General features: G+C 62.0%; 23 protein-coding genes and 2 pseudogenes. 17 read left to right on the top strand and 8 right to left on the bottom strand.

All coding sequences use genetic code 11. The features are described from left to right. Positions 1-271: 271 nt before the first annotated feature. On the top strand, positions 272-529 hold the full coding sequence (locus DH08_RS20775; RefSeq protein ID WP_192181213.1) for a PepSY domain-containing protein: 258 nt from the start codon (positions 272-274) through the stop codon (positions 527-529). Positions 530-632: 103 nt separating this feature from the next. Continuing rightward, positions 633-1,106 carry a hypothetical protein gene (locus DH08_RS20770; protein ID WP_192181095.1) on the top strand — a complete coding sequence of 158 codons (474 nt, stop codon included), beginning with the start codon at positions 633-635 and terminating at the stop codon, positions 1,104-1,106. Between the two features lie 36 nt (positions 1,107-1,142). Here the strand turns inward: DH08_RS20770 and DH08_RS20765 are convergent, their stop codons facing one another. From DH08_RS20765 to DH08_RS20755, 3 genes and pseudogenes are all read right to left on the bottom strand, one after another. Then, positions 1,143-3,026, bottom strand: coding sequence for a L,D-transpeptidase family protein (locus tag DH08_RS20765; RefSeq protein WP_192181094.1), 1,884 nt, complete (start codon positions 3,024-3,026; stop codon positions 1,143-1,145). Between the two features lie 212 nt (positions 3,027-3,238). Next, a pseudogene (locus DH08_RS20760) lies at positions 3,239-3,361 on the bottom strand (SDR family oxidoreductase); the annotation flags it as partial. Positions 3,362-3,397: 36 nt separating this feature from the next. Continuing rightward, positions 3,398-4,309: an alpha/beta hydrolase gene (locus DH08_RS20755; protein WP_192181093.1), complete on the bottom strand. Its 912-nt coding sequence runs from the start codon at positions 4,307-4,309 to the stop codon at positions 3,398-3,400. Between the two features lie 47 nt (positions 4,310-4,356). On the opposite strand from DH08_RS20755, the gene DH08_RS20750 reads away from it, so the two are divergent. Then, the gene (locus tag DH08_RS20750) at positions 4,357-4,809 is read left to right on the top strand and encodes a MarR family winged helix-turn-helix transcriptional regulator (protein ID WP_192181092.1); all 453 of its coding nucleotides are present in this window, start codon (positions 4,357-4,359) and stop codon (positions 4,807-4,809) included. 25 nt (positions 4,810-4,834) lie between these two features. On the opposite strand, the gene DH08_RS20745 is transcribed toward DH08_RS20750, so the two are convergent. Continuing rightward, a complete protein-coding gene (locus DH08_RS20745) occupies positions 4,835-5,446 on the bottom strand; it encodes a pyridoxamine 5'-phosphate oxidase family protein (RefSeq protein ID WP_192181091.1) in 612 nt (203 codons plus the stop codon). A gap of 149 nt (positions 5,447-5,595) precedes the next feature. Here DH08_RS20745 and DH08_RS20740 point away from each other — a divergent pair, with 149 nt between their 5' ends. Further along, complete coding sequence (locus DH08_RS20740; protein ID WP_192181090.1) at positions 5,596-6,051, top strand: nuclear transport factor 2 family protein; 456 nt, start codon at positions 5,596-5,598, stop codon at positions 6,049-6,051. Here the strand turns inward: DH08_RS20740 and DH08_RS20735 are convergent. Then, on the bottom strand, positions 6,048-6,401 hold the full coding sequence (locus DH08_RS20735) for a gamma-butyrobetaine hydroxylase family protein (RefSeq protein WP_192181089.1): 354 nt from the start codon (positions 6,399-6,401) through the stop codon (positions 6,048-6,050). The genes DH08_RS20740 and DH08_RS20735 overlap by 4 nt on opposite strands. 199 nt (positions 6,402-6,600) lie before the next feature. Here DH08_RS20735 and moaA point away from each other — a divergent pair, with 199 nt between their 5' ends. The 13 genes and pseudogenes from moaA to DH08_RS20670 all read left to right on the top strand — a co-directional run bounded on the left by moaA (position 6,601) and on the right by DH08_RS20670 (position 16,340). Beyond that, entirely contained in the window at positions 6,601-7,596 is a 996-nt protein-coding gene (gene moaA / locus DH08_RS20730) for a GTP 3',8-cyclase MoaA (RefSeq protein WP_192181088.1), read from the top strand. Between the two features lie 55 nt (positions 7,597-7,651). Further along, the gene (locus DH08_RS20725) at positions 7,652-8,128 is read left to right on the top strand and encodes a hypothetical protein (protein WP_192181087.1); all 477 of its coding nucleotides are present in this window, start codon (positions 7,652-7,654) and stop codon (positions 8,126-8,128) included. A 120-nt stretch (positions 8,129-8,248) separates the two neighbouring features. Next, positions 8,249-8,609: pseudogene (locus DH08_RS20720) on the top strand (hypothetical protein). 117 nt (positions 8,610-8,726) lie between these two features. Then, positions 8,727-9,647 (top strand): DMT family transporter, encoded by a 921-nt coding sequence (locus DH08_RS20715; protein WP_192181086.1) that lies wholly within the window; start codon positions 8,727-8,729, stop codon positions 9,645-9,647. A 49-nt stretch (positions 9,648-9,696) separates the two neighbouring features. After that, a complete protein-coding gene (gene mobA, locus DH08_RS20710; RefSeq protein ID WP_192181085.1) occupies positions 9,697-10,323 on the top strand; it encodes a molybdenum cofactor guanylyltransferase MobA in 627 nt (208 codons plus the stop codon). Further along, positions 10,320-10,826, top strand: a complete 507-nt coding sequence (gene mobB, locus DH08_RS20705; RefSeq protein WP_192181084.1) for a molybdopterin-guanine dinucleotide biosynthesis protein B — start codon at positions 10,320-10,322, stop codon at positions 10,824-10,826. The genes mobA and mobB overlap by 4 nt, the downstream gene beginning before the upstream one ends. A gap of 214 nt (positions 10,827-11,040) precedes the next feature. Next, positions 11,041-11,823 carry an ABC transporter substrate-binding protein gene (locus tag DH08_RS20700; protein WP_192181083.1) on the top strand — a complete coding sequence of 261 codons (783 nt, stop codon included), beginning with the start codon at positions 11,041-11,043 and terminating at the stop codon, positions 11,821-11,823. A 114-nt stretch (positions 11,824-11,937) separates the two neighbouring features. Then, positions 11,938-12,654, top strand: a complete 717-nt coding sequence (locus DH08_RS20695) for an ABC transporter permease (RefSeq protein ID WP_192181212.1) — start codon at positions 11,938-11,940, stop codon at positions 12,652-12,654. Beyond that, a complete protein-coding gene (locus DH08_RS20690) occupies positions 12,651-13,472 on the top strand; it encodes an ABC transporter permease (protein ID WP_192181082.1) in 822 nt (273 codons plus the stop codon). The genes DH08_RS20695 and DH08_RS20690 overlap by 4 nt, the downstream gene beginning before the upstream one ends. A gap of 111 nt (positions 13,473-13,583) precedes the next feature. Further along, positions 13,584-14,453, top strand: a complete 870-nt coding sequence (locus DH08_RS20685; RefSeq protein WP_192181081.1) for an NAD(P)-dependent oxidoreductase — start codon at positions 13,584-13,586, stop codon at positions 14,451-14,453. A 9-nt stretch (positions 14,454-14,462) separates the two neighbouring features. Further along, entirely contained in the window at positions 14,463-15,167 is a 705-nt protein-coding gene (locus tag DH08_RS20680) for a DNA alkylation repair protein (RefSeq protein WP_192181080.1), read from the top strand. Beyond that, positions 15,127-15,720 carry a GNAT family N-acetyltransferase gene (locus tag DH08_RS20675; protein WP_192181079.1) on the top strand — a complete coding sequence of 198 codons (594 nt, stop codon included), beginning with the start codon at positions 15,127-15,129 and terminating at the stop codon, positions 15,718-15,720. The genes DH08_RS20680 and DH08_RS20675 overlap by 41 nt, the downstream gene beginning before the upstream one ends. A gap of 47 nt (positions 15,721-15,767) precedes the next feature. Continuing rightward, positions 15,768-16,340, top strand: a complete 573-nt coding sequence (locus DH08_RS20670) for a DUF3299 domain-containing protein (protein WP_192181078.1) — start codon at positions 15,768-15,770, stop codon at positions 16,338-16,340. Between the two features lie 11 nt (positions 16,341-16,351). Here DH08_RS20670 and DH08_RS20665 read toward each other — a convergent pair whose 3' ends face one another. The 3 genes from DH08_RS20665 to DH08_RS20655 all read right to left on the bottom strand — a co-directional run bounded on the left by DH08_RS20665 (position 16,352) and on the right by DH08_RS20655 (position 18,183). After that, positions 16,352-16,843 (bottom strand): Lrp/AsnC family transcriptional regulator, encoded by a 492-nt coding sequence (locus tag DH08_RS20665; protein ID WP_006205209.1) that lies wholly within the window; start codon positions 16,841-16,843, stop codon positions 16,352-16,354. A 108-nt stretch (positions 16,844-16,951) separates the two neighbouring features. Then, entirely contained in the window at positions 16,952-17,569 is a 618-nt protein-coding gene (locus tag DH08_RS20660) for a uracil-DNA glycosylase family protein (protein ID WP_192181077.1), read from the bottom strand. Positions 17,570-17,571: 2 nt separating this feature from the next. After that, positions 17,572-18,183: a glutathione S-transferase gene (locus DH08_RS20655; protein WP_192181076.1), complete on the bottom strand. Its 612-nt coding sequence runs from the start codon at positions 18,181-18,183 to the stop codon at positions 17,572-17,574. Positions 18,184-18,226: the final 43 nt, after the last annotated feature.

The following is an 18,226-nucleotide window of genomic DNA, read 5'->3' as shown; positions in this document are numbered from 1 at the left end:
GATCAGCTAATGTATCGCAGAGCGCGGCTCCGCCATGGTTAGCTGCTGGCTATCTGAGATCTCGGATAGGGCATTTGTCCTTACGCATTGAAATTCAATGGCATTCGTAGATCGCAGCTGCAGCGACTGGGAACGGTTTTTTGATGATCCCGGATCGCAATTGCAAACAATGGTGGTGCAACGATCCGATCCTACCTTTGGCGCACCGGAACAAACCGGCCTGGAAGCGAGTTTCCAACGCACATCACGCCAACATGAAATGAGGGCACTCATGCGCATCGTTGTTCTGGCGACCAGCCTGGCGGTTCTTCTCGTGAGTGGATCGGCTTTCGCGGCCGACGAAAAACCACTGCCCCCGCCCAATGCCAAGAAGCTGTCGGAGATCATCGCCAAGGTCGAACAGCGCAACGACTTCCACTATGTGAAGGAGGTGGACTGGGATAGCGGCGTCTATACCATCACCTACTATACGAGCGACAAGGCGAAAGTCGAAATCTCCTACGATCCCGTGACCGGCGAGACTAAATAGGATCGCCAACGCGCTGCAGACCTATGGCACGGCGCCATATGCTCTTGCGCCGGCACATCTTTGATGGCTGACTGCGGCTCTATAATTGCGGGCACGGGGGTGCATGGCAGTGGTAAAGCACGTATCGAAGCGCGTCCTGATGATGCTCGCCGGCTATCTGGTGGCGGTTCTGGTGGGGCTGTTCGCGGTGGTGGCGATCTACGCCATGCTGAGTTCGCTGCCCAACGCGCCCGAGTATTTCAGCGTCGTGGGCGTTAGCCCGATCGCGGCACTGCTGGTGCCGCCGCTCGGCATGTTCATCTATTTCCTGACGATCATATTGACCGGGATGCAGACGCTTGTCTTTGCCCTGATCGCCGAGTTCTTCTCGCTGCGCAATGCCCTGCTGCACATGATGTTCGGCGCCATCGCGGCGGTCGCGGGATTCGCCCTGATCTGGCCGGGCGCATCGGAAAATCCGGAGCGCTGGGCCGATATGGGTATCATCGGCACGGCGGGTGTCGTGGCCGGCCTGGTCTATTGGCTGATTGCCGGCCGCGAGGCCGGTTTCCAGCGGCCGCTCTTCGAGCGAGCCTAACCTGCGTCGCGCACCCTCCGGCCGGGCTTTGGGGCTTCAGCTCGCCGGCGAGCGAACCGCCTCGGTCGCGTCGAGCGCCTGCATCAGCCTTGTGTCGCGGTCGTAGATGTCGCCGAAATATTCGACATTGCCGGACATGTCGGGCCAGGCGGTGAAATAGGCGACATAGACCGGAATGGTCCGCGTCACATTCTCGGTCGAATGCCCGTGCTTCAGCTTCTCGACGACATAGTCGACCGAGGTGCCGAGAACCGCCGCCGCCATGCCGCGCGGATCCTGCAGCCGGACGCAGCCGTGGCTGAGCGCGCGCATGTCGCGCTCGAAGAAGGACTTCTGCGGCGTATCATGCATGTAGATGGCGTGCTTGTTGGGGAACAGTATCTTCAGCTCGCCCAGCGCGTTGGCCTCGCTTGGCAGCTGGCGCACGCTGTAGGGGATGTTGGCGCCGTAGCCACCCCAATTGACCGCCGATGACGGGACGCGCTTGCCGCGCGAATCCGTGACTTCGTAGCCGGCGCGGTCGAGATAGCCCGGATCGCTGCGCAGCCTTGGCAGCATCTCGTTGACGATGATCGACTGCGGCACGCCCCAGTAGGGATGGAAATCGACCTGCTTGATCTCCTTGTAGAAGAAGGCGGTCTGGTTGGTCGTCCGGCCGATGACCACGCGGGTCTTCAGCTTCACCTCGCCATTGTCGACATAGCTTGCGGTGAAGGCCGGCTGGTTGATGAACACGCGTGGACTGCCGAGGTCGGAAGGCAGCCAGCGCAGTTCCTCGAGTGCTACCTCCACCTTCCCGATCTTGTCGGCCTTGGACGTGCCGGCCAGCGAGGCGACCGTACGCGGGCCGATGACGCCGTCGCCTTTCATGCCGGCCCGCTTCTGCACCGCCTTGATGACCGGCACCAGCTCGGGGTCATAGATCTCGCTCTTGCCGAGTCTCGCCAGCACCTCGCCATAGTCGCCGCCCATCTCGTCGTCGAGATTGCGCGCGATCAGCGTCAACAGCTTGGGCAGTTCGGGACTGGTTTCGCCGGGTTTCAGCAAGAGCTTGGGATCGACGACGATCTCGTTCTCTTCGCTGGCCTGGAGCGCTTCCAGCTCGACCCGCAGTGCTTGGTATTCAGGGTTTTGCGGATGCCGCGATTCGAGATAGGTGCGCACTTCCTGCGTGTGCGCCAGCGTTTTCAGCACGCCTTCCATGTCGAGCGGCTTCGGCGGAAAATCATAGTAGCCGGTCATGCGGTTGGGGTCGACGCGGCCGCTCTGGGCGTCATGGGCGTAGCGCAGCACGCGGGCCGACAGCGACATCTCGAAGCGGACGAGTTCTTTCAGGCGCTCGTTGGGGGTAGCAGACGACGTGGCGGTGGCCGGAACGTCGACCGTATAATCGGCCGGCGTCAGGCCGTAGCTCGCGGCCTCGCCAAGCACCCGCACCGCATCCTGCGCGCGGCTGTTGGGAGCGGTTCCGCTGACCCAGATGAAATCCGGATTGGCCGAGTAATAGGCGATCAGCGCCTTGGCGATATCCGGTTCGGCATCGAGCTCATAATCGCTGAGACCGGCAATCGCATCGGCGAAGGCATTGCCGGTGACGGACGGCACGAAAGCGGCGTCCTGCGGTGCCGCGGGCTGCGGTTTCGGCATCAGTGCGGTGAAGTCGACACGCACCAGCCGGTCGGCCTTGTAGGTATAATAGGACGGGCTGCTGATCCTGGTGCCGCCACCGCCACCGGTACCGGAGTTTGGCTTCGGCTTGTATTTGGGTGGCGGCGGGAACTCGCCTTGCGGGTTATGGCGGACACCGCCGCCGAAAAGCATGTCGAACAGACCCTGCGCGCTGGCCTGCGGTACGGCAATGGCCAGCGTGGCCGCGACCGCAAGCGGCAATACGGCGGCTCTGTTTCCGAAGATATTCATGGATCACCCGCTCCGGTTGCAACCGGCTCCCGTTCCGCGCCGCTAGACGATCTTGCCAACCGCATGGCGGATGTAAGGCGCGACTATACCGATTCATACCGATTTCGTTAAGCTTCCATAAATTTCGAAGCGTCTGTTGCAGAACGGTTTCACAAGTTTGTGACGGCCGGAGCGAATTCGTTTCTGCTCCGGCCGGTTGAAACCGGGTTGCGTCAGGCGTTGGCGCCTCCATCGATGGTCAGCGCGGCGCCGGTGACGAATCGGCCCTCGGGCGCGGCCAGCCAGGCGACCATGCCGGCGATCTCCTCGGCCTTGCCGAATCGGGGAGTCGCCATCTTCCGGTCGAGCCCGGGGCAGAAAAGAAATGGAGCTTAGTGCAGAGCTGCCGGCTCGCGCTGGCCGGCAACGAAGCCGACGGCGTGCTCGACCACGCCCTTGTCGGCGAGGATGCGACGGTGGCCAAGGCCCTCGGCCCAATGAAGCCTGACATGATCGCCGGCGCCGGCATAGCGCCTGGCATGATCGGCGGAAACCTCGCGGTCGTCGGGTGCATGGATGACCAGCGTCGGCACCGGCGCCTCGGCAAGCTGGCGGTCGCCGGTGAATTCGGCGAGCGGCCGGCCGGATAGTTTCTTGACCTGGTCGGCCATGGCAGTCTGCGAGCGCGGACCGACATTGAGCATGCGGCTGAAGTCGTCGAAGATCGCCGGCAGCGAGCTCGGCGCCGCGATCAGCACCAGCCGATCGGCCGCCACCGGCTGGATGCCCTTGACGGAACCGGCGACGGCGTTGGCAGCGACGGCACCGCCGAAGGAATGGCCGACGATTACCGCGAACGGCCCGAACCATTCGCCTACCACCCTTGCAGCGTCGACCGCGTTGACCATGTTCAGGCGGCGGCCTTGCGACTGGCCGTGGCCCGGCAGGTCGAGCGAGACGACCCTGTAGCCGGCGCCGCGATAGCCTTCGATCAGCGCGCGCATATATTCCGTGCGTGAGCGCCAGCCGTGGATGACAAGCACGGTGCCTTGGGCCGCCCTGCCCGGCTCGGGCCGGAATTCATGCGCCATGACGCACCCCGTCCTGGTCTTCAGCCGGTGATGGCGCGCCTCAGTCATGAAGGCTGCCGCGCGGTCGATGGCGCGGCGCTCGCCATCGCTGAGGGCTTTGATATTGGGCGTACGGCAGAACAACTCGAACGCGGCCCGGCCGCTGAGACGCGGCGCCACATGCTCGGCGGCGCCGAACACACCCCGGATGACCTTCAATCCAAATGATGCCATAGTGGCGATCCATCCATTCGTTCAAGCATGAACATAATAGTTCAAACATGAACATTAAGCAAGACCTGCCCTGGGACAACCCGCGTTTTCGCAACTGGGTCGCGGTGGCACGCGCCTGCCATGTGCTGGAGCGCACGCTGGCGGTGAAGCTGGCGCCGCTGGATCTCAAGCCGGCGCAGCTCGATGTGCTGATGAACCTCTATCGCCATCCCGGCATGTCGCAGCACGATCTTGCCCGCAAGCTCTTGGTCGGCCGTTCCAACATCACCATGCTGTTGCCGCAGCTCGAAACGCGCGGCCTTCTGCGTCGCGAAGGCGACGAGAAGGACAAGCGGGTGCTGCGGCTGACGCTGACCAATGACGGCGAGGCCCTGCTGATGCAGGCGCTGAAGATCCATATGGCGCTGATCGAGAAGGCGATGAGCCAGTCGACGCCGGATCAGTGCGACATGATCGGCGAGCAGATGCGCAAGATCTACGAGGTGCTTAAAGACGCGTGACGGGCGCGATTGGCCTTGAAGCCGTTCACCACATCGTCTTCTTTGCCCGCTCAGGCCATTCCTTGTCGTAGGTCTCGCCGTCGATGTTCTTGCGGCTGGTGATTTCGAGGATCTGTCCGGGCGTCGGCAGCGACTTCGGGTCGACATGCCTTGCCGGGTTCCACAGGTCCGATCGGACGATGGCGCGGGCGCACTGGAAATAGACCGAATCGATATCGATGACGGTGACCGAGCGCGCCGGCTTGCCGTCGACGCTGAACGAGGCACAAAGTGCTGCATCGGTGGTGATGTGGGCGCGGCCGTTGACACGCAGCGTCGTGCCGGAGCCCGGCACCAGGAACAGCAGGCCGACGCGCGGATCGCGGATTATGTTCTTCAGCGAGTCGGCACGGTTGTTGCCGCGCCGGTCCGGCATCATCAGCGTCTTCGGGTCATGGATGCGCACGAAACCGGCGAGATCGCCGCGCGGCGAGCAGTCCAGCCCCTCCGGTCCGCTGGTCGCCAGAGCGACAAAGGGCGAGGCTTCGATGAAGGCGGCATATTCGGGGATGACATGATCGAGCTCCTTGACCACCGACGCTTCGCCGGGCAGGCCATAGAGCGCTTCGAGTTGCTCAACCGATGTGACCTCAGACATTTTTCCCGTCTCCGAAACTTTGCCGGCGTTACTCCAACTGCGTGACATCTTCGCGACGCGCCGCAGCCTGACAATCAGGAAACGGGTGTCGATGCAATAATTTCAGGCGCAAACCGTGTCGACCGTACAAAACGGACACGGAGATCGAAATGGACAAAGCACTTGAGCGGCAAAGCACCGCCATGGAACTTCTGGAAAACATGTTCGACGTCGAAATGCGCTTCCTGCAATCGGGCTCCGGCAGCATCGAGATGCTGACCGGCGCCTTCCACAGCGACGTCGTAGTGCATGAACCGCAATCACTGCCCTATTCCGGCGATTGGAGCGGCCTTGAAGGCATCGCCGCGCTTTTCCACAGGATGCAGGAAAGCTGGAGCAATGTTGCGGTCGAGAACCTGCAGGCGGCACAAAACGATGACATCGTCTTCATGAGCTGCACGCTTTCGCTGACGTCGCGAGCCAATGGCGTGACGATCAGGCAGCCTTTTGCCGAAGTCCTGCGCTTCAGGGATGGCCGGCTGTTTGAAGGCACGCCCTTCTACTACGACACCAGCGAGATCCTGGCTGCCCTGGCCAAGCCGACAGATGCGGCCAGGACGAACTAACGGTCGCGGCTCAGCCCCTTTTCCTGAAGCTCCGCGAGATAGGCGTTCCAGCGCGCCTCCTTCTCGTGACCGAGCGTGTGCAGATAATTCCAGGTGAAGATGCCGGTGTCGTGGAAATCGTCGAAGGTGATGCGCACGGCATAATTGCCGACCGGCTCGATCTTGAGGATGGCGACGTTGCGCTTGCCGGGAACGGTCACCCGCTGATCCGGCGAATGGCCCTGCACTTCGGCCGAGGGCGAGGCTACGCGCAGCAATTCCGCCGGCAGTTCGAACGGCCGGTGATCCGGGAAGGTGACGGTGAGCAGCTTGCGGTCCTTCGAGACCCGGAGTTCCTTCGGCGCCGTCATGCTGATCGTTCCTGCGTTGCGTCCGCCCTTCCCTACGCTGCTTCGCCACACGCGAAAAGGCCGTTGCAGGCCAGCCGACACGCAATGTCGGTGAGGGAATGTTACCAAAGATCAAGACCGGCTATCTTGAATGCTGGACCGGATCGTATCACATAGCCGTATATAACGACGCCGCTCACGGCCACGGAAGCGCTTGAACATGGACATGATCGACCCATTCGGTCGCACGATCAGCTATTTGCGCGTGTCGGTCACCGACCGTTGCGATTTCCGCTGTACCTATTGCATGGCCGAGGACATGACCTTCCTGCCCAAGAAGGATCTGTTGTCGCTGGAAGAGCTCGATCGGCTCTGCACCGTCTTCATCGAGAAAGGCGTGCGGAAACTGCGCCTCACCGGCGGCGAGCCGCTGGTGCGCAAGAATATCATGCATCTGGTGCGCCAGCTTTCGCGCCACCTCGACAGCGGCGCGCTGGAAGAACTGACGCTGACCACCAACGGTTCGCAGCTGTCGCGCTTCGCCCAGGAGCTCGCCGATTGCGGGGTCAGGCGCATCAACGTCTCGCTGGACACGCTCGACGCCGACAAGTTCCACCAGATCACCCGTTGGGGCCATCTCGGCAAGGTCATGGAAGGCATCGACGCGGCGCAGGCTGCGGGGCTGAAGGTCAAGCTCAACGCGGTGGCGCTGAAGGATTTCAACGACGCCGAACTGCCTGACATGATGCGCTGGGCGCATGGTCGTGGCATGGACCTGACGGTCATCGAAACCATGCCGATGGGCGAGATCGACGCCGACCGCACCGACCAGTATCTGCCGCTGTCGCTGCTGCGCGCCTCGCTCGAGCGGCAGTTCACGCTGACCGACATCCCCTACAAGACCGGCGGTCCGGCGCGCTATGTGCATGTCGCCGAGACTGGCGGCAGGCTCGGCTTCATCACGCCGATGACGCATAATTTCTGCGAAAGCTGCAACCGCGTCCGGCTGACCTGCACCGGCACGCTCTATATGTGCCTGGGACAGGAAGATGCCGCCGACCTGCGCGCGCCGCTGCGTGCGTCCGAAGGCAACGATCTCGTTTCCGTTGCCATAGACGAAGCCATCGGCCGCAAGCCGAAGGGCCATGATTTCATCATCGACCGCCGCACCAGCCGCCCCTCGGTGTCCAGGCATATGAGCGTCACCGGCGGCTGATTTTTTCTCGGGATTGGTGCAAGATCGCCTCCGGCTACAGGCCGTGGGAGGCACCGTGAAGAGCTTTCATCTCATCGCCCTTGCGTCGTTCGTGACGATCGCTGCAACCGCAGCGACCGCGGCTCCATTCACCTACGTCAACGCGCGCTTCGGCACCGTCTGCACCTTTCCCGACGAGATATTCACCTTGCCCCAGCCCGAGCCGGAGAATGGCGACGGGCAGCAATGGCTCAGCGTCGACGGCGCCAGCCTGATCTGTTCGGGCATCCTCAATATCGATGACGACACGCCGAAGAGCTTTGTCGCCGCTGAGAAAGCGAGCAAGGAGCCGAGCTACAAGATTACCTACAGCAAGACCGGCAAGGACTGGGCGGTGCTGTCGGGCATCAAGGGCGAGGCCATTTTCTACGAGCGCCGTCTGTTTGGAAAAGACGGCGTCATCCGCACCGTCTGGATCGATTATCCGCCAGCCCTGAAGTCTAAATACGATCCGCTGGTGGGCGCTATTGCGGGCAGCCTCAAGGGGCCGTGAGCATTTTGCGCCACACCACGAAATAATCCCTGTCCGCCAAGTTGCATCGGATTTACCGACTCGATGTTCCGGCCTAAGCCTTTGCCCGGAGTGGTTCTTCACTCACAGGGGGAATACAACATGCGCAAACTTATCATTTCTCTTGCATTGCTCGGCCTCGCGGCGGTGCCGGCAACGGCGCAGTCGATCGGCGGCACCTATACTGTCGCCGGCACCAATTTCGACGGCTCGTCCTATGGCGGCGAGGCAACCATCACGCTGACCAGCGAGACGACCTGCACCATCCATTGGGAAACCGGCGGCTCGTCCTCGGACGGCATCTGCATGCGCAACGACAATGCCTTTTCCGCCGGCTAACGCGATGGGCAAGGAAATTGGCCTTGTCGTCTACAAGGTGGAGAAGGATGGCTCTCTGCACGGCCTGTGGACGATCGCCGGCAAGGACGGCAACGGCACCGAAGTGCTGACGCCCAAGAAGTAAGGCTCCACCGATCCTCTGCGGAATGGGCCACAATGGAAAGCCGTGGCCCATTCCTTTGACGTTGCTGTTTTGCGGCGGGCTGATACAGGCTGACGCAAAGCACACCGGTGACCGCCCTTGCCTCTTTCGCCAAATCTTCGCGGCGCGCTGTTCATGGTGGTGGCCATGGTCGGTTTCACCCTCAACGACGCAATCACCAAATTCTCCTCGGAATCGATGAACATGGCGCAGGTCATGCTGATCCGCGGCGCCTTCGCATCGCTGTTCGTCGGCCTGCTTGCCTGGCAGCGTGGCGCGCTGGCCCGGCCTGCCTCGATGCTGCAGCCGATGGTGGCTCTGCGCGTCGCCGGCGAGGCGGGCGCCACGGTGTCGTTCCTGCTTGCTCTCGCCCACTTGCCGATCGCCAATGTCTCGGCCGTGCTGCAGGCACTGCCGCTGGCGGTGACGATGGGGGCAGCACTTGTGTTCAACGAAGGCGTCGGCTGGCGGCGTTGGCTGGCGATTGCCGTCGGTTTTGCCGGCGTGCTGATCATCGTGCGGCCGGGCTTCGAAGGGTTCAGCGTCTATTCGCTGCTGGCGCTGGCGAGTGTCGCCTGCTGCGCGGTGCGCGACCTTGCTACCAAGCGCGTCCCGCAGGCAATCCCGACCTTGCTTGTCTCGACCGCCACGGCGCTGGCCATGACGGTGCTGGGCGCGGCACTGCTTTCGCCGATGGGCGGCTGGACGCCGATGAACGGCGAAGCCACGGCGCTGCTGGCGTTGGCGGCTGTGCTGGTGCTCATCGGCTACCAGTTCATCATCATGGCGATGCGCTCGGGCGACATCGCCTTCATCGCGCCGTTTCGCTACACCGCCCTGCTCTGGGCGATTTTGCTCGGCCTGGTCGTCTTCGGTGACATCCCCGACCTGCCGATGATCGCCGGCGCGTCGACTATCGTCGGCTCCGGCCTCTATGCGCTCTACCGCGAACGGGTCGTCGGCAAGCGGCAAACCGCCGCCGAAAGCGCTGGACCTGACATGGCGCCGGACGGCATATAGATCGTCCCGAGACCCCGCGATTTTCGGGCTGAAGAGAAGACGGCGGACCATGGACCGGGACATTGCAGGGATCATTCTGGCCGGCGGCCAATCGCGGCGCATGGGCGGCGGCGACAAGACGCTGCTTGTGCTGGGTGGTCGCAGGCTGCTCGACCATGTGATCGCCCGCCTTGCTCCGCAGGTCGGACCGATGGCGTTGAGCGCCAATGGCGATCCGATGCGCTTTGCCAGGTTCGGGCTGCCGGTGCTTGCCGATACGGTGGAAGGTTATGCGGGACCGCTTGCCGGGATCCTGACCGGCCTGGAATGGGCATCCATGGCTTGTAGCGGGGTGGTCACCGCCGCCGGCGATACGCCGTTCCTTCCCGAGGACTTGGTCGAACGGCTTGCTTCGGCAGCAGCCGAACAGCCCGGGGCCATCGCCGTTGCCAGTTCGGGCGGCAAACGGCATCCGACATTCGCGCTCTGGCCGCTTGGCCTGCATGACGCCTTGCGCCGGTTCCTTGTCGATGAGGACAATCGACGGGTTTCCGCCTTCATCGAACGGCATGGCTTTGTCGAGGTCGAGTTTCCGATGTGGAGTTCCGGCGAACACGAGATCGATCCGTTCTTCAACATCAACACGCCCGATGATCTTGCGGCGGCCGAGCGTCTGTTGCAGAGCATCAAACCATGAGACGCGTCTTCGGCATCACAGGCTGGAAGAATTCCGGCAAGACCACCCTGACCGAAAAGCTGGTCGCCGAGCTGGTGCGGCGCGGCTGGAGCGTGTCGACGGTGAAGCACGCCCATCATGATTTCGACATCGACAAGGAGGGCGCCGACTCCTTTCGCCACCGCCAGGCAGGCGCAACCGAGGTCGCGATCGTGTCCGGCCGACGCTGGGCGCTAATGCACGAATTGCGCGGCGAAGACGAGCCGACGCTGGACGCCATCCTGTCGCGGCTGGCGCCGTCCGATATCGTGCTGGTCGAGGGCTACAAACGCGAGGCGCACAAGAAGATCGAGACGCGGCGGCTGGAGGCCAAGGACCGCACGCCGCTGGCAGCCAGCGATCCCAACATCGTCGCCATCGCCGCCGACTTCGCGGCCGATGGAGAAGGTCTGCCGGTGTTCGATCTCGACGACGTGAAATCGATAGCTGACTTCGTCGAAGGCGTCTCAGGTCTGAAGCGCTGAGCGGGTCCGCAAAACATCATTCAGCCGCCGACGATCGTGTTTCCAGGCTCTAACCTTGCGTCATCTTTGGCCGGGAATGCAAATCCCCGAGGCCACTGTTTTGCAGTTGCTTTTTTCGGGAAAAGAGTGGGAGTATCGCCGCCAGCGGGCGGTCAAAAAGCACCGCCCTCAGAGCCGCATGGAACAGCGGCCGGGACAATATGAGAGGACCATCATGCGAATTGCATTGCGTATCGCGCTCGCCGCATCGGCTGCGCTGCTGACCTTGGGCGTCGCCCAGGCTCAGGAAAAAACCCTGAAGATCGGCACGGAGGGCGCCTATCCGCCATTCAACAACCTGACTTCCGACGGGCAGCTCGTCGGCTTCGACATCGACATCGCCAAGGCTCTCTGCGACGAAATGAAGGTGAAGTGCACCTTCGTCGCCCAGGATTGGGACGGCATCATTCCGGCGCTGCAGGCAGGCAAGTTCGACGCCATCGTCGCGTCGATGTCGATCACGCCGGAGCGCGCCGAAAAGGTCGACTTCACCCACAAATACTACAACACGCCACCGGCGATCGTGGCGCCCAAGGACAGCGACATCAAGGGCGTGACCAAAGAAGACCTGGCCGGCAAGACGATCGGCGTGCAGGCTGCGACCACGCATTTCAACTATTCGAGCAAGATCTACACCGACAGCACGGTCAAGCCCTATCCGACCGCGCAGGAATACCAGCTCGATCTCGCCAATGGCCGCCTCGATGCCGCCAATGACGACATCGTCGTGCTGCAGCAGTGGCTGGATTCGCCTGACGGCGCCTGCTGCAAGCTGGTCGGTGCGATCAAGCCGGTCGTTGAAATCCACGGTCCGGGCGCGGGCATTGCGGTACGCAAGGGCGAGACCGACCTGGTCAACCAGTTCAACGCCGCGATCGACGCCATTCGCGCCAATGGAAAATACAAGGAAATCAACGACAAGTACTTCAAGTTCGACGTCTACGGCGGCGATTCCTGATCCACAGCATTTGACGGCAAGAACGGCGGGAATTTCCCGCCGTTCTCATAAGGATGCCGCGCACCAGGGGTGTTTGCACGTTTTTCAGAAAAGAAGGTGGGGACAGGCAGGCGGATGCAGCAGAGCGTATGGACGCTTCTCAGTTGGGGGCCCGATGGTTGGCTCGACGACATCGCCTTTGGCGCACTTGTCACGGTGCTTCTTGCGCTGGCCACGCTTCCGATCGGTTTGACGGTTGGTTTCTTTGTCGCGTTTGCCAAGCAGTCGGAAGAACCCTCGCTGCGCTTGGCCGCCAACATCTACACGACGATCTTCCGTGGGTTGCCGGAGCTGGTGACGCTTTTTCTGTTTTTCTTCGGCGCGCCGCTGGTGCTGCAATATCTGATCAGATTGATATACCCAGACTCCACGATCGATGTTAACGGCTTCGTGGCCGGCATGATTGTGCTTGCCCTTATATTTTCGTCCTACGCCAGCGAGGTTTTCCTCTCGGCTTTCCGCGCTATACCTAAGGGCCAATATGAAGGTGGCTATGCCATCGGCCTTTCGAATTGGCAAACGATGCGCAAAGTGATTTTGCCGCAGCTGATCCGCATCGCATTTCCGGGTCTCGAAAATTGCTGGCTCAGCCTGCTTAAAGACACGTCCCTGGTATCTGTCGTTGGGCTGGCTGAAACGCTTCGTGCCGCTAACGTGGCGGCAAAGGTCACCAAACACTCCTTCCTGTTTTACGGTGTGGCGGCCTTGGTCTTTCTTGGCTTGGCCGTCCTGTCGTCCTTTGCTACCAGCGCCATTTTGCGCTCGCTTGGCCGGCGGGAGGCACAACGATGAGCGCCACAGCGACCGTAGTCGAACGGCCGCCGCCACGAGCGCAGGGCTGGCCGCGTCGACGAATTATTGGCTACGCGCTCGTTTGTTTGTGGATAGCGTTCGGCGTCGGTTTGGTCTCCTACCTCGTCGTTGCCTGGAATAGTGAGCTTTTCGCCAAATATGCACCCAGCTACCTGCAAGGCTTGGGTGTCACACTTTCGCTGGTTGGCATTTCGATCACTCTGGGCGCCATCCTGTCGCTTCCGGTCGCCTATGCGCGCATGTCGAAGAACCGGATTCTGTCCGGTCTTGCCTATTGTTATGTCTATTTCTTCCGTGGAACGCCCCTGCTCGTGCAGACCTTTCTGGTTTACTACGGGGTCGGCTCGTTCAAGCCACAGCTCGAAATGGTTGGGCTGTGGGGCTTTTTCCGTGAGGCGTTCAACTGTGGCGTATTTGCTTTCGCGCTCAACACAGCCGCGTACCAGGCAGAGATATTGCGCGGTGCAATAGAAAGCGTGCCGAAAGGCCAGTGGGAGGGCGCTGCTTCGCTCGGCCTGCACAAATTGCAGACGTTGTGGAAGATCATCCTGCCGCAAGCGCTGATCGTCGCCCTGCGGCCCTATGGCAACGAGCTAATCCTGATGATCAAGGCGTCCGCGATCGTCGCCATCATCACCGTCTACGATCTGATGGGCATGGCAAAGCTTGCCTATTCCCGCACCTTCGATATCCAGGCCTATATCTGGGTCGCCATCGTCTATCTGGTGATCGTCGAGATATTGCGTCATGGCATCGAATGGATCGAACGCCGTATCACCATCCACCTCAAGCGCTGACGCGTTTCTGGATTCAGGCCCAAGACACGGCCGGCGTCGGCATCTTGACGAATCCGCCGCAAGGCCTAGACGTTCCACGGCAAATTCTCGTTTCCGCTGGAAGGTAGGCCTATGGCATCGGTGGCATTTCTCGGTCTTGGCGTCATGGGTTACCCGATGGCCGGGCACCTCAGGAACAAGGGCGGCCACGACGTCACCGTCTACAACCGCACCACGGCGAAGGCTGAGCAATGGGTTAGCCAGCATGGTGGCCGTTTTGCCGCGACGCCGACTGAGGCGGCCGAGGGCAAGGATTTCGTCTTCTCCTGCGTCGGCAATGACGACGATTTGCGTTCGGTGACGATTGGTGCCGACGGCGCCTTCAAGGCGATGAAGAAAGGCGCGGTCTATATCGACAACACCACCGCGTCGGCCGAGGTCGCGCGCGAACTGGCCGAGAAGGCGAGCGCACTTGGCTTCTCTTTCCTCGACGCGCCGGTCTCCGGCGGCCAGGCCGGCGCCGAGAACGGCGTGCTGACCGTCATGGTCGGCGGCGAGCAGGCAGCCTTCGACAAGGCCAAGCCCGTCATCGATGCCTTCGCCCGCATGGTCGGGCTGATGGGGCCGGCAGGTGCCGGCCAGCTCACCAAGATGATCAACCAGATCACCATTGCCGGGCTGGTGCAGGGCCTGGCCGAGGGTATCCATTTCGGCAAGAAGGCCGGGCTCGACATCGAGAAGGTCATCGAGGTGATCTCCAAGGGCGCCGCCGGCTCATGGCAGATGGAGAACCGGCACAAGACCATGAATGCCGGCAAATATGATTTCGGCTTCGCCGTGGACTGGATGCGCAAGGATCTCGGCATCTGCCTCACCGAGGCCGATCGAAATGGCGCCAAGCTGCCGGTGACGGCGCTTGTCGACCAGTTCTACAAGGATGTGCAGGCGATGGGCGGCCGGCGCTGGGATACGTCCTCGCTGCTGGCGCGCCTGGAGAAGTAGGATATCGCGGTGGCCGAGCTTTCGCCCCAATCCAGTGCCGACGAAATCGTCGCGCATCTGCGCTCGATCGGGTCGGAGGAAAATCGCCGTGGCATGCTGCGCTACGGCATCAAGATCGAACGTGCGCTCGGCATTCCGCATGGCGTGCAGCGGCAAATTGCCAGGAAAATCAAGCGCAACCATGAACGCGCCTTCGAACTATGGCAGACCGGTATCATGGAGGCGCAGTTCATCGCTTCCGTCACTGCCGACCCGAAGCGGTTCTCAGCCGCGGATGCGAGGCAATGGGCGGCGTCTTTCGATTCGTGGGATATCGTCGACGGCGTCTCCGATCTCTTTGTCGACACGGAGTCCTGGAGGGAGCTGATCGACGAGTTCGCGGCCGACGAACGGGAGTTCGTTCGACGCACGGCCTTTGCCATGATGGCCTGGTCAGTCGTCCACCGGAAGCAAGAGCCAGCAGCGACGTTCCTCGGCTTCCTGCCGGTCATCGAAGCGCATGCCACCGACGGCCGCAACTTCGTGAAGAAGGCTGTGAACTGGGCGCTTCGTTCGATCGGCAAGCGATCGATGGAGATGCACGGAGCTGCCTTTGCCGTCGCTGAACGGCTGGCGCAGTCAACCGACAAAACGGCGCGCTGGATCGGCAAGGACGCAGTGAGGGAATTGAGCAATGCCAAGACGCTCGAGCGGATCGCTGCCAGGAAAGGCTGAAGTCAAGCCTGATCTCGCCAAACTGCGGTTCATCGAGGTGACGAAGGAAACGCGCGCGGATTTCGAGAACCTGTTCGAAGCGCCGGGCGGACCGAAATATTGCTGGTGCACGGCCTGGCGCCATCTGCGCAGCCGCGAGCATGTCCAGAACGATGAGATGAAGCGGGCGATGATGGCGCTCATCGAGGCCGGCACGCCGGTCGGCATTCTCGCCGAACTCGAAGGCAAGACCGTCGGCTGGTGCTCGGTCGCGCCGCGCGAGACCTATCGCAAGCTCTCGCAACAGCAGGACGACAGCGAGACCGGCGTCTGGTCGATCGTCTGCTTCTACGTGCCGAGGGCGCTGCGCGGCGACGGTTTTGCCTCGGCATTGCTCGACGCGGCCATCGATCACGCCTTTGCCAGAGGTGCGGACACGATCGAGGCCTATCCGGTCGACGAGGCATCGCCGAGCTACCGATTCATGGGCTTTCGCGACATGTTCGTCGCCCGCGGCTTCCACGAGACCGGCATGGCGGGCTCTCGCAGACATGTGATGCGGCTGGAGCGTTGACGCTACCGACGACGGCGGCTTTACTTGATGTCAAAGGGAAGCAGCCAATGCGCATTTGCCTAACATCGACCGTGGCTCTGGCAATCGTGCTGCTCCTGCCCATTGCTTCGGTAAACGCGTCCCCTGAAACCGCGCACATATTCTGGAAGGACCTGCGTCCGGCGACGCAAGCGATCGCCGAAGACGCCGGCCTGCCGATGATTGCGGCAAAATTGCCCGACCATGGCGAAACGCTGTCGGTCAATTTGCAGGACAAGACCGTTCAATTAGCTGGCTATGCACTCCCGGTCGATCGCGAGGGTGACCTCGTCTACCAGTTCCTGCTGGTGCCGTGGACCGGCGCCTGCAGCCACATGCCGACGCCGCCGCCGAACCAGATCGTGCTGGTCACGCCGGCGCATCCTTACAAAATGTCGGAAGCCTATCAGCCGGTTTCCGTCACCGGCACGCTGCAGCCGGGCATGGAGAAGAGCCAGCTTTTTATCCTCGACGGCGTCAGTGTCATCCAGTCGGGCTACACCGTGCGCAAGGCGGAGGTGGCAAGCGTTGACAGCGTGCCAGACACGGTCACGCTGCCGGTCAACTCGCCCTGGAGTTTTCTCAACAAAAATAAGAAGTAACGAATTGAGCCTCAAGCAGCGTTGGCGCCCGATTCCTTGTCCAACACCATGTAGTCGAGCGGGATTTCGGTCGTGTACTTGATCTGCTCCATGGCGAAGGACGACGACACGTCGCGGATCTCGATCTTGGCGATCAGCCGCTTGTAGAAGGCGTCGTAGGCGGCGATGTCGGGCACGACGACGCGCAGCAGATAGTCGACATCGCCGCTCATGCGGTAGAACTCGACCACTTCCGGAAATTCCTGGATGACCTCGGAGAAGCGCCGCAGCCATTCGTGGCTGTGCGAATTGGTGCGGATCGACACGAAGACGGTGACGCGCACATTGACTTTCTCGTGGTCGAGGATGGCGACGCGCCGCTTGATGACGCCCTCTTCCTCGAGCTTCTGGATGCGCCGCCAGCACGGCGTCGTCGACAGGCCGACTTTCTTGGCGACATCGGCAACCGCGAGCGTCGCGTCCTCCTGCAGGAGGCGAAGGATTTTTCTGTCAAGGCGGTCCATTGGATGCTCCCAGAGGAATAGTTTGGCTATATTCCCTTTTATTCGGGGCTTTCACAAGAACGAAATTCTCCCAACCGCCGCAAAAGCGAGTGATTTCTTGCAAGATGGCTAAACAAGGCGATAGCGGATTTCCGACCTCAGGAACGGCAGCAAATCCATTTCGAACCATGGATTCCGCTTCAGCCAGCCGGAGTTGCGCCAGGACGGATGCGGCAGCGGCAGCACTTTTGGGCCGCCCGGGCCATCCCATATGGCGCGCCAGTCCTTCACCGTTTCGGTCAGCGAGGAACGGCGCGTGGCGCCCATGTGCCAGGATTGCGCGTAGATGCCGATCGTCAGGACGAGATCGACGCGCGGCATCAGCGCCATCAGCGGCGCGCGCCATGCCGGCGCGCATTCGCGGCGCGGCGGCAGGTCCGCGCCCTTGGCGTCCTGGCCGGGAAAGCAGAAGCCCATCGGCACGATGGCGAATTTTTCCGTGTCGTAGAACTCCTCGCTGGTGACGCCGAGCCAACTGCGCAGCCGGTCGCCGGAGGCGTCGGTGAAGGGCATGCCTGTGATGTGCACCTTGGTGCCCGGCGCCTGGCTGGCAAGCAGGATGCGGGCGCTCGACGACGGCCGCAGCACCGGGCGCGGCTCGTGCGGCAGCGGCCGGCCGAGCGGGTGCTCGACGCAGATGCGGCAGGCGCGGACCTTGGCCGTGAAGCTGTCCAGTTCTGCGCTCATCCTCAGGCGGCAGCACTTGGCCGGCTGGAGATCGCCTGATGCCAGCGCAGCACGTTGGTGTACTCTTCCGGCACCTTGATGCGTGCCGGCTTCATGAAGTCGATGGCGATCAGGCCGGTGATGTCGGCGATCGAGTAAGCGTCGCCGGCGGCGAACTCCCGTTGTGCCAGTTCGCCGTCGAGCAGTTTCAGGAATTCGATCGCTTTCGGTTTGTTGGCCTCGCCCCATTCGGGGATTTGCGGGATCTCCCATTCCTTCATCGCCGGGTGGATGTGGCGAAAAGCCTGCGCTACGCAACTGAGCAGATTGAACTCCATGCGCCGTTGCCACATCTCGACCCTGGCCTTGCCGAGCGCGCCGCGCCCGAACAGAGCGGGCTCTGGATGCAGCTCCTCGAAATAGCGGCAGATGGCAACGGATTCGGTGATGATGGTGCCGTCGTCGAGTTCGAGCACAGGCAGGCGCCGCAGCGGGTTGCGTGAGCTGACCGGCTCCTGTTTGTGCCCAAGCGCGCCCATATCGACGGGCACCAAGGGAACCTCGATCTCTTTCTCGGCGAGGAAAACGCGGACCCGCCGCGGATTGGGCGCGCGGCCGCCGTCGAACAGTTTCATCCCATCCCTCCCGATTTGTCCTGACAAACTATAGGGTTCATAC

Source organism: Mesorhizobium amorphae, from assembly GCF_014843845.1.
Lineage (GTDB): Bacteria > Pseudomonadota > Alphaproteobacteria > Rhizobiales > Rhizobiaceae > Mesorhizobium > Mesorhizobium amorphae_A.
Note: the sequence above shows the minus strand (reverse complement) of the source record. Positions and strands in the feature narration are given on the sequence as shown.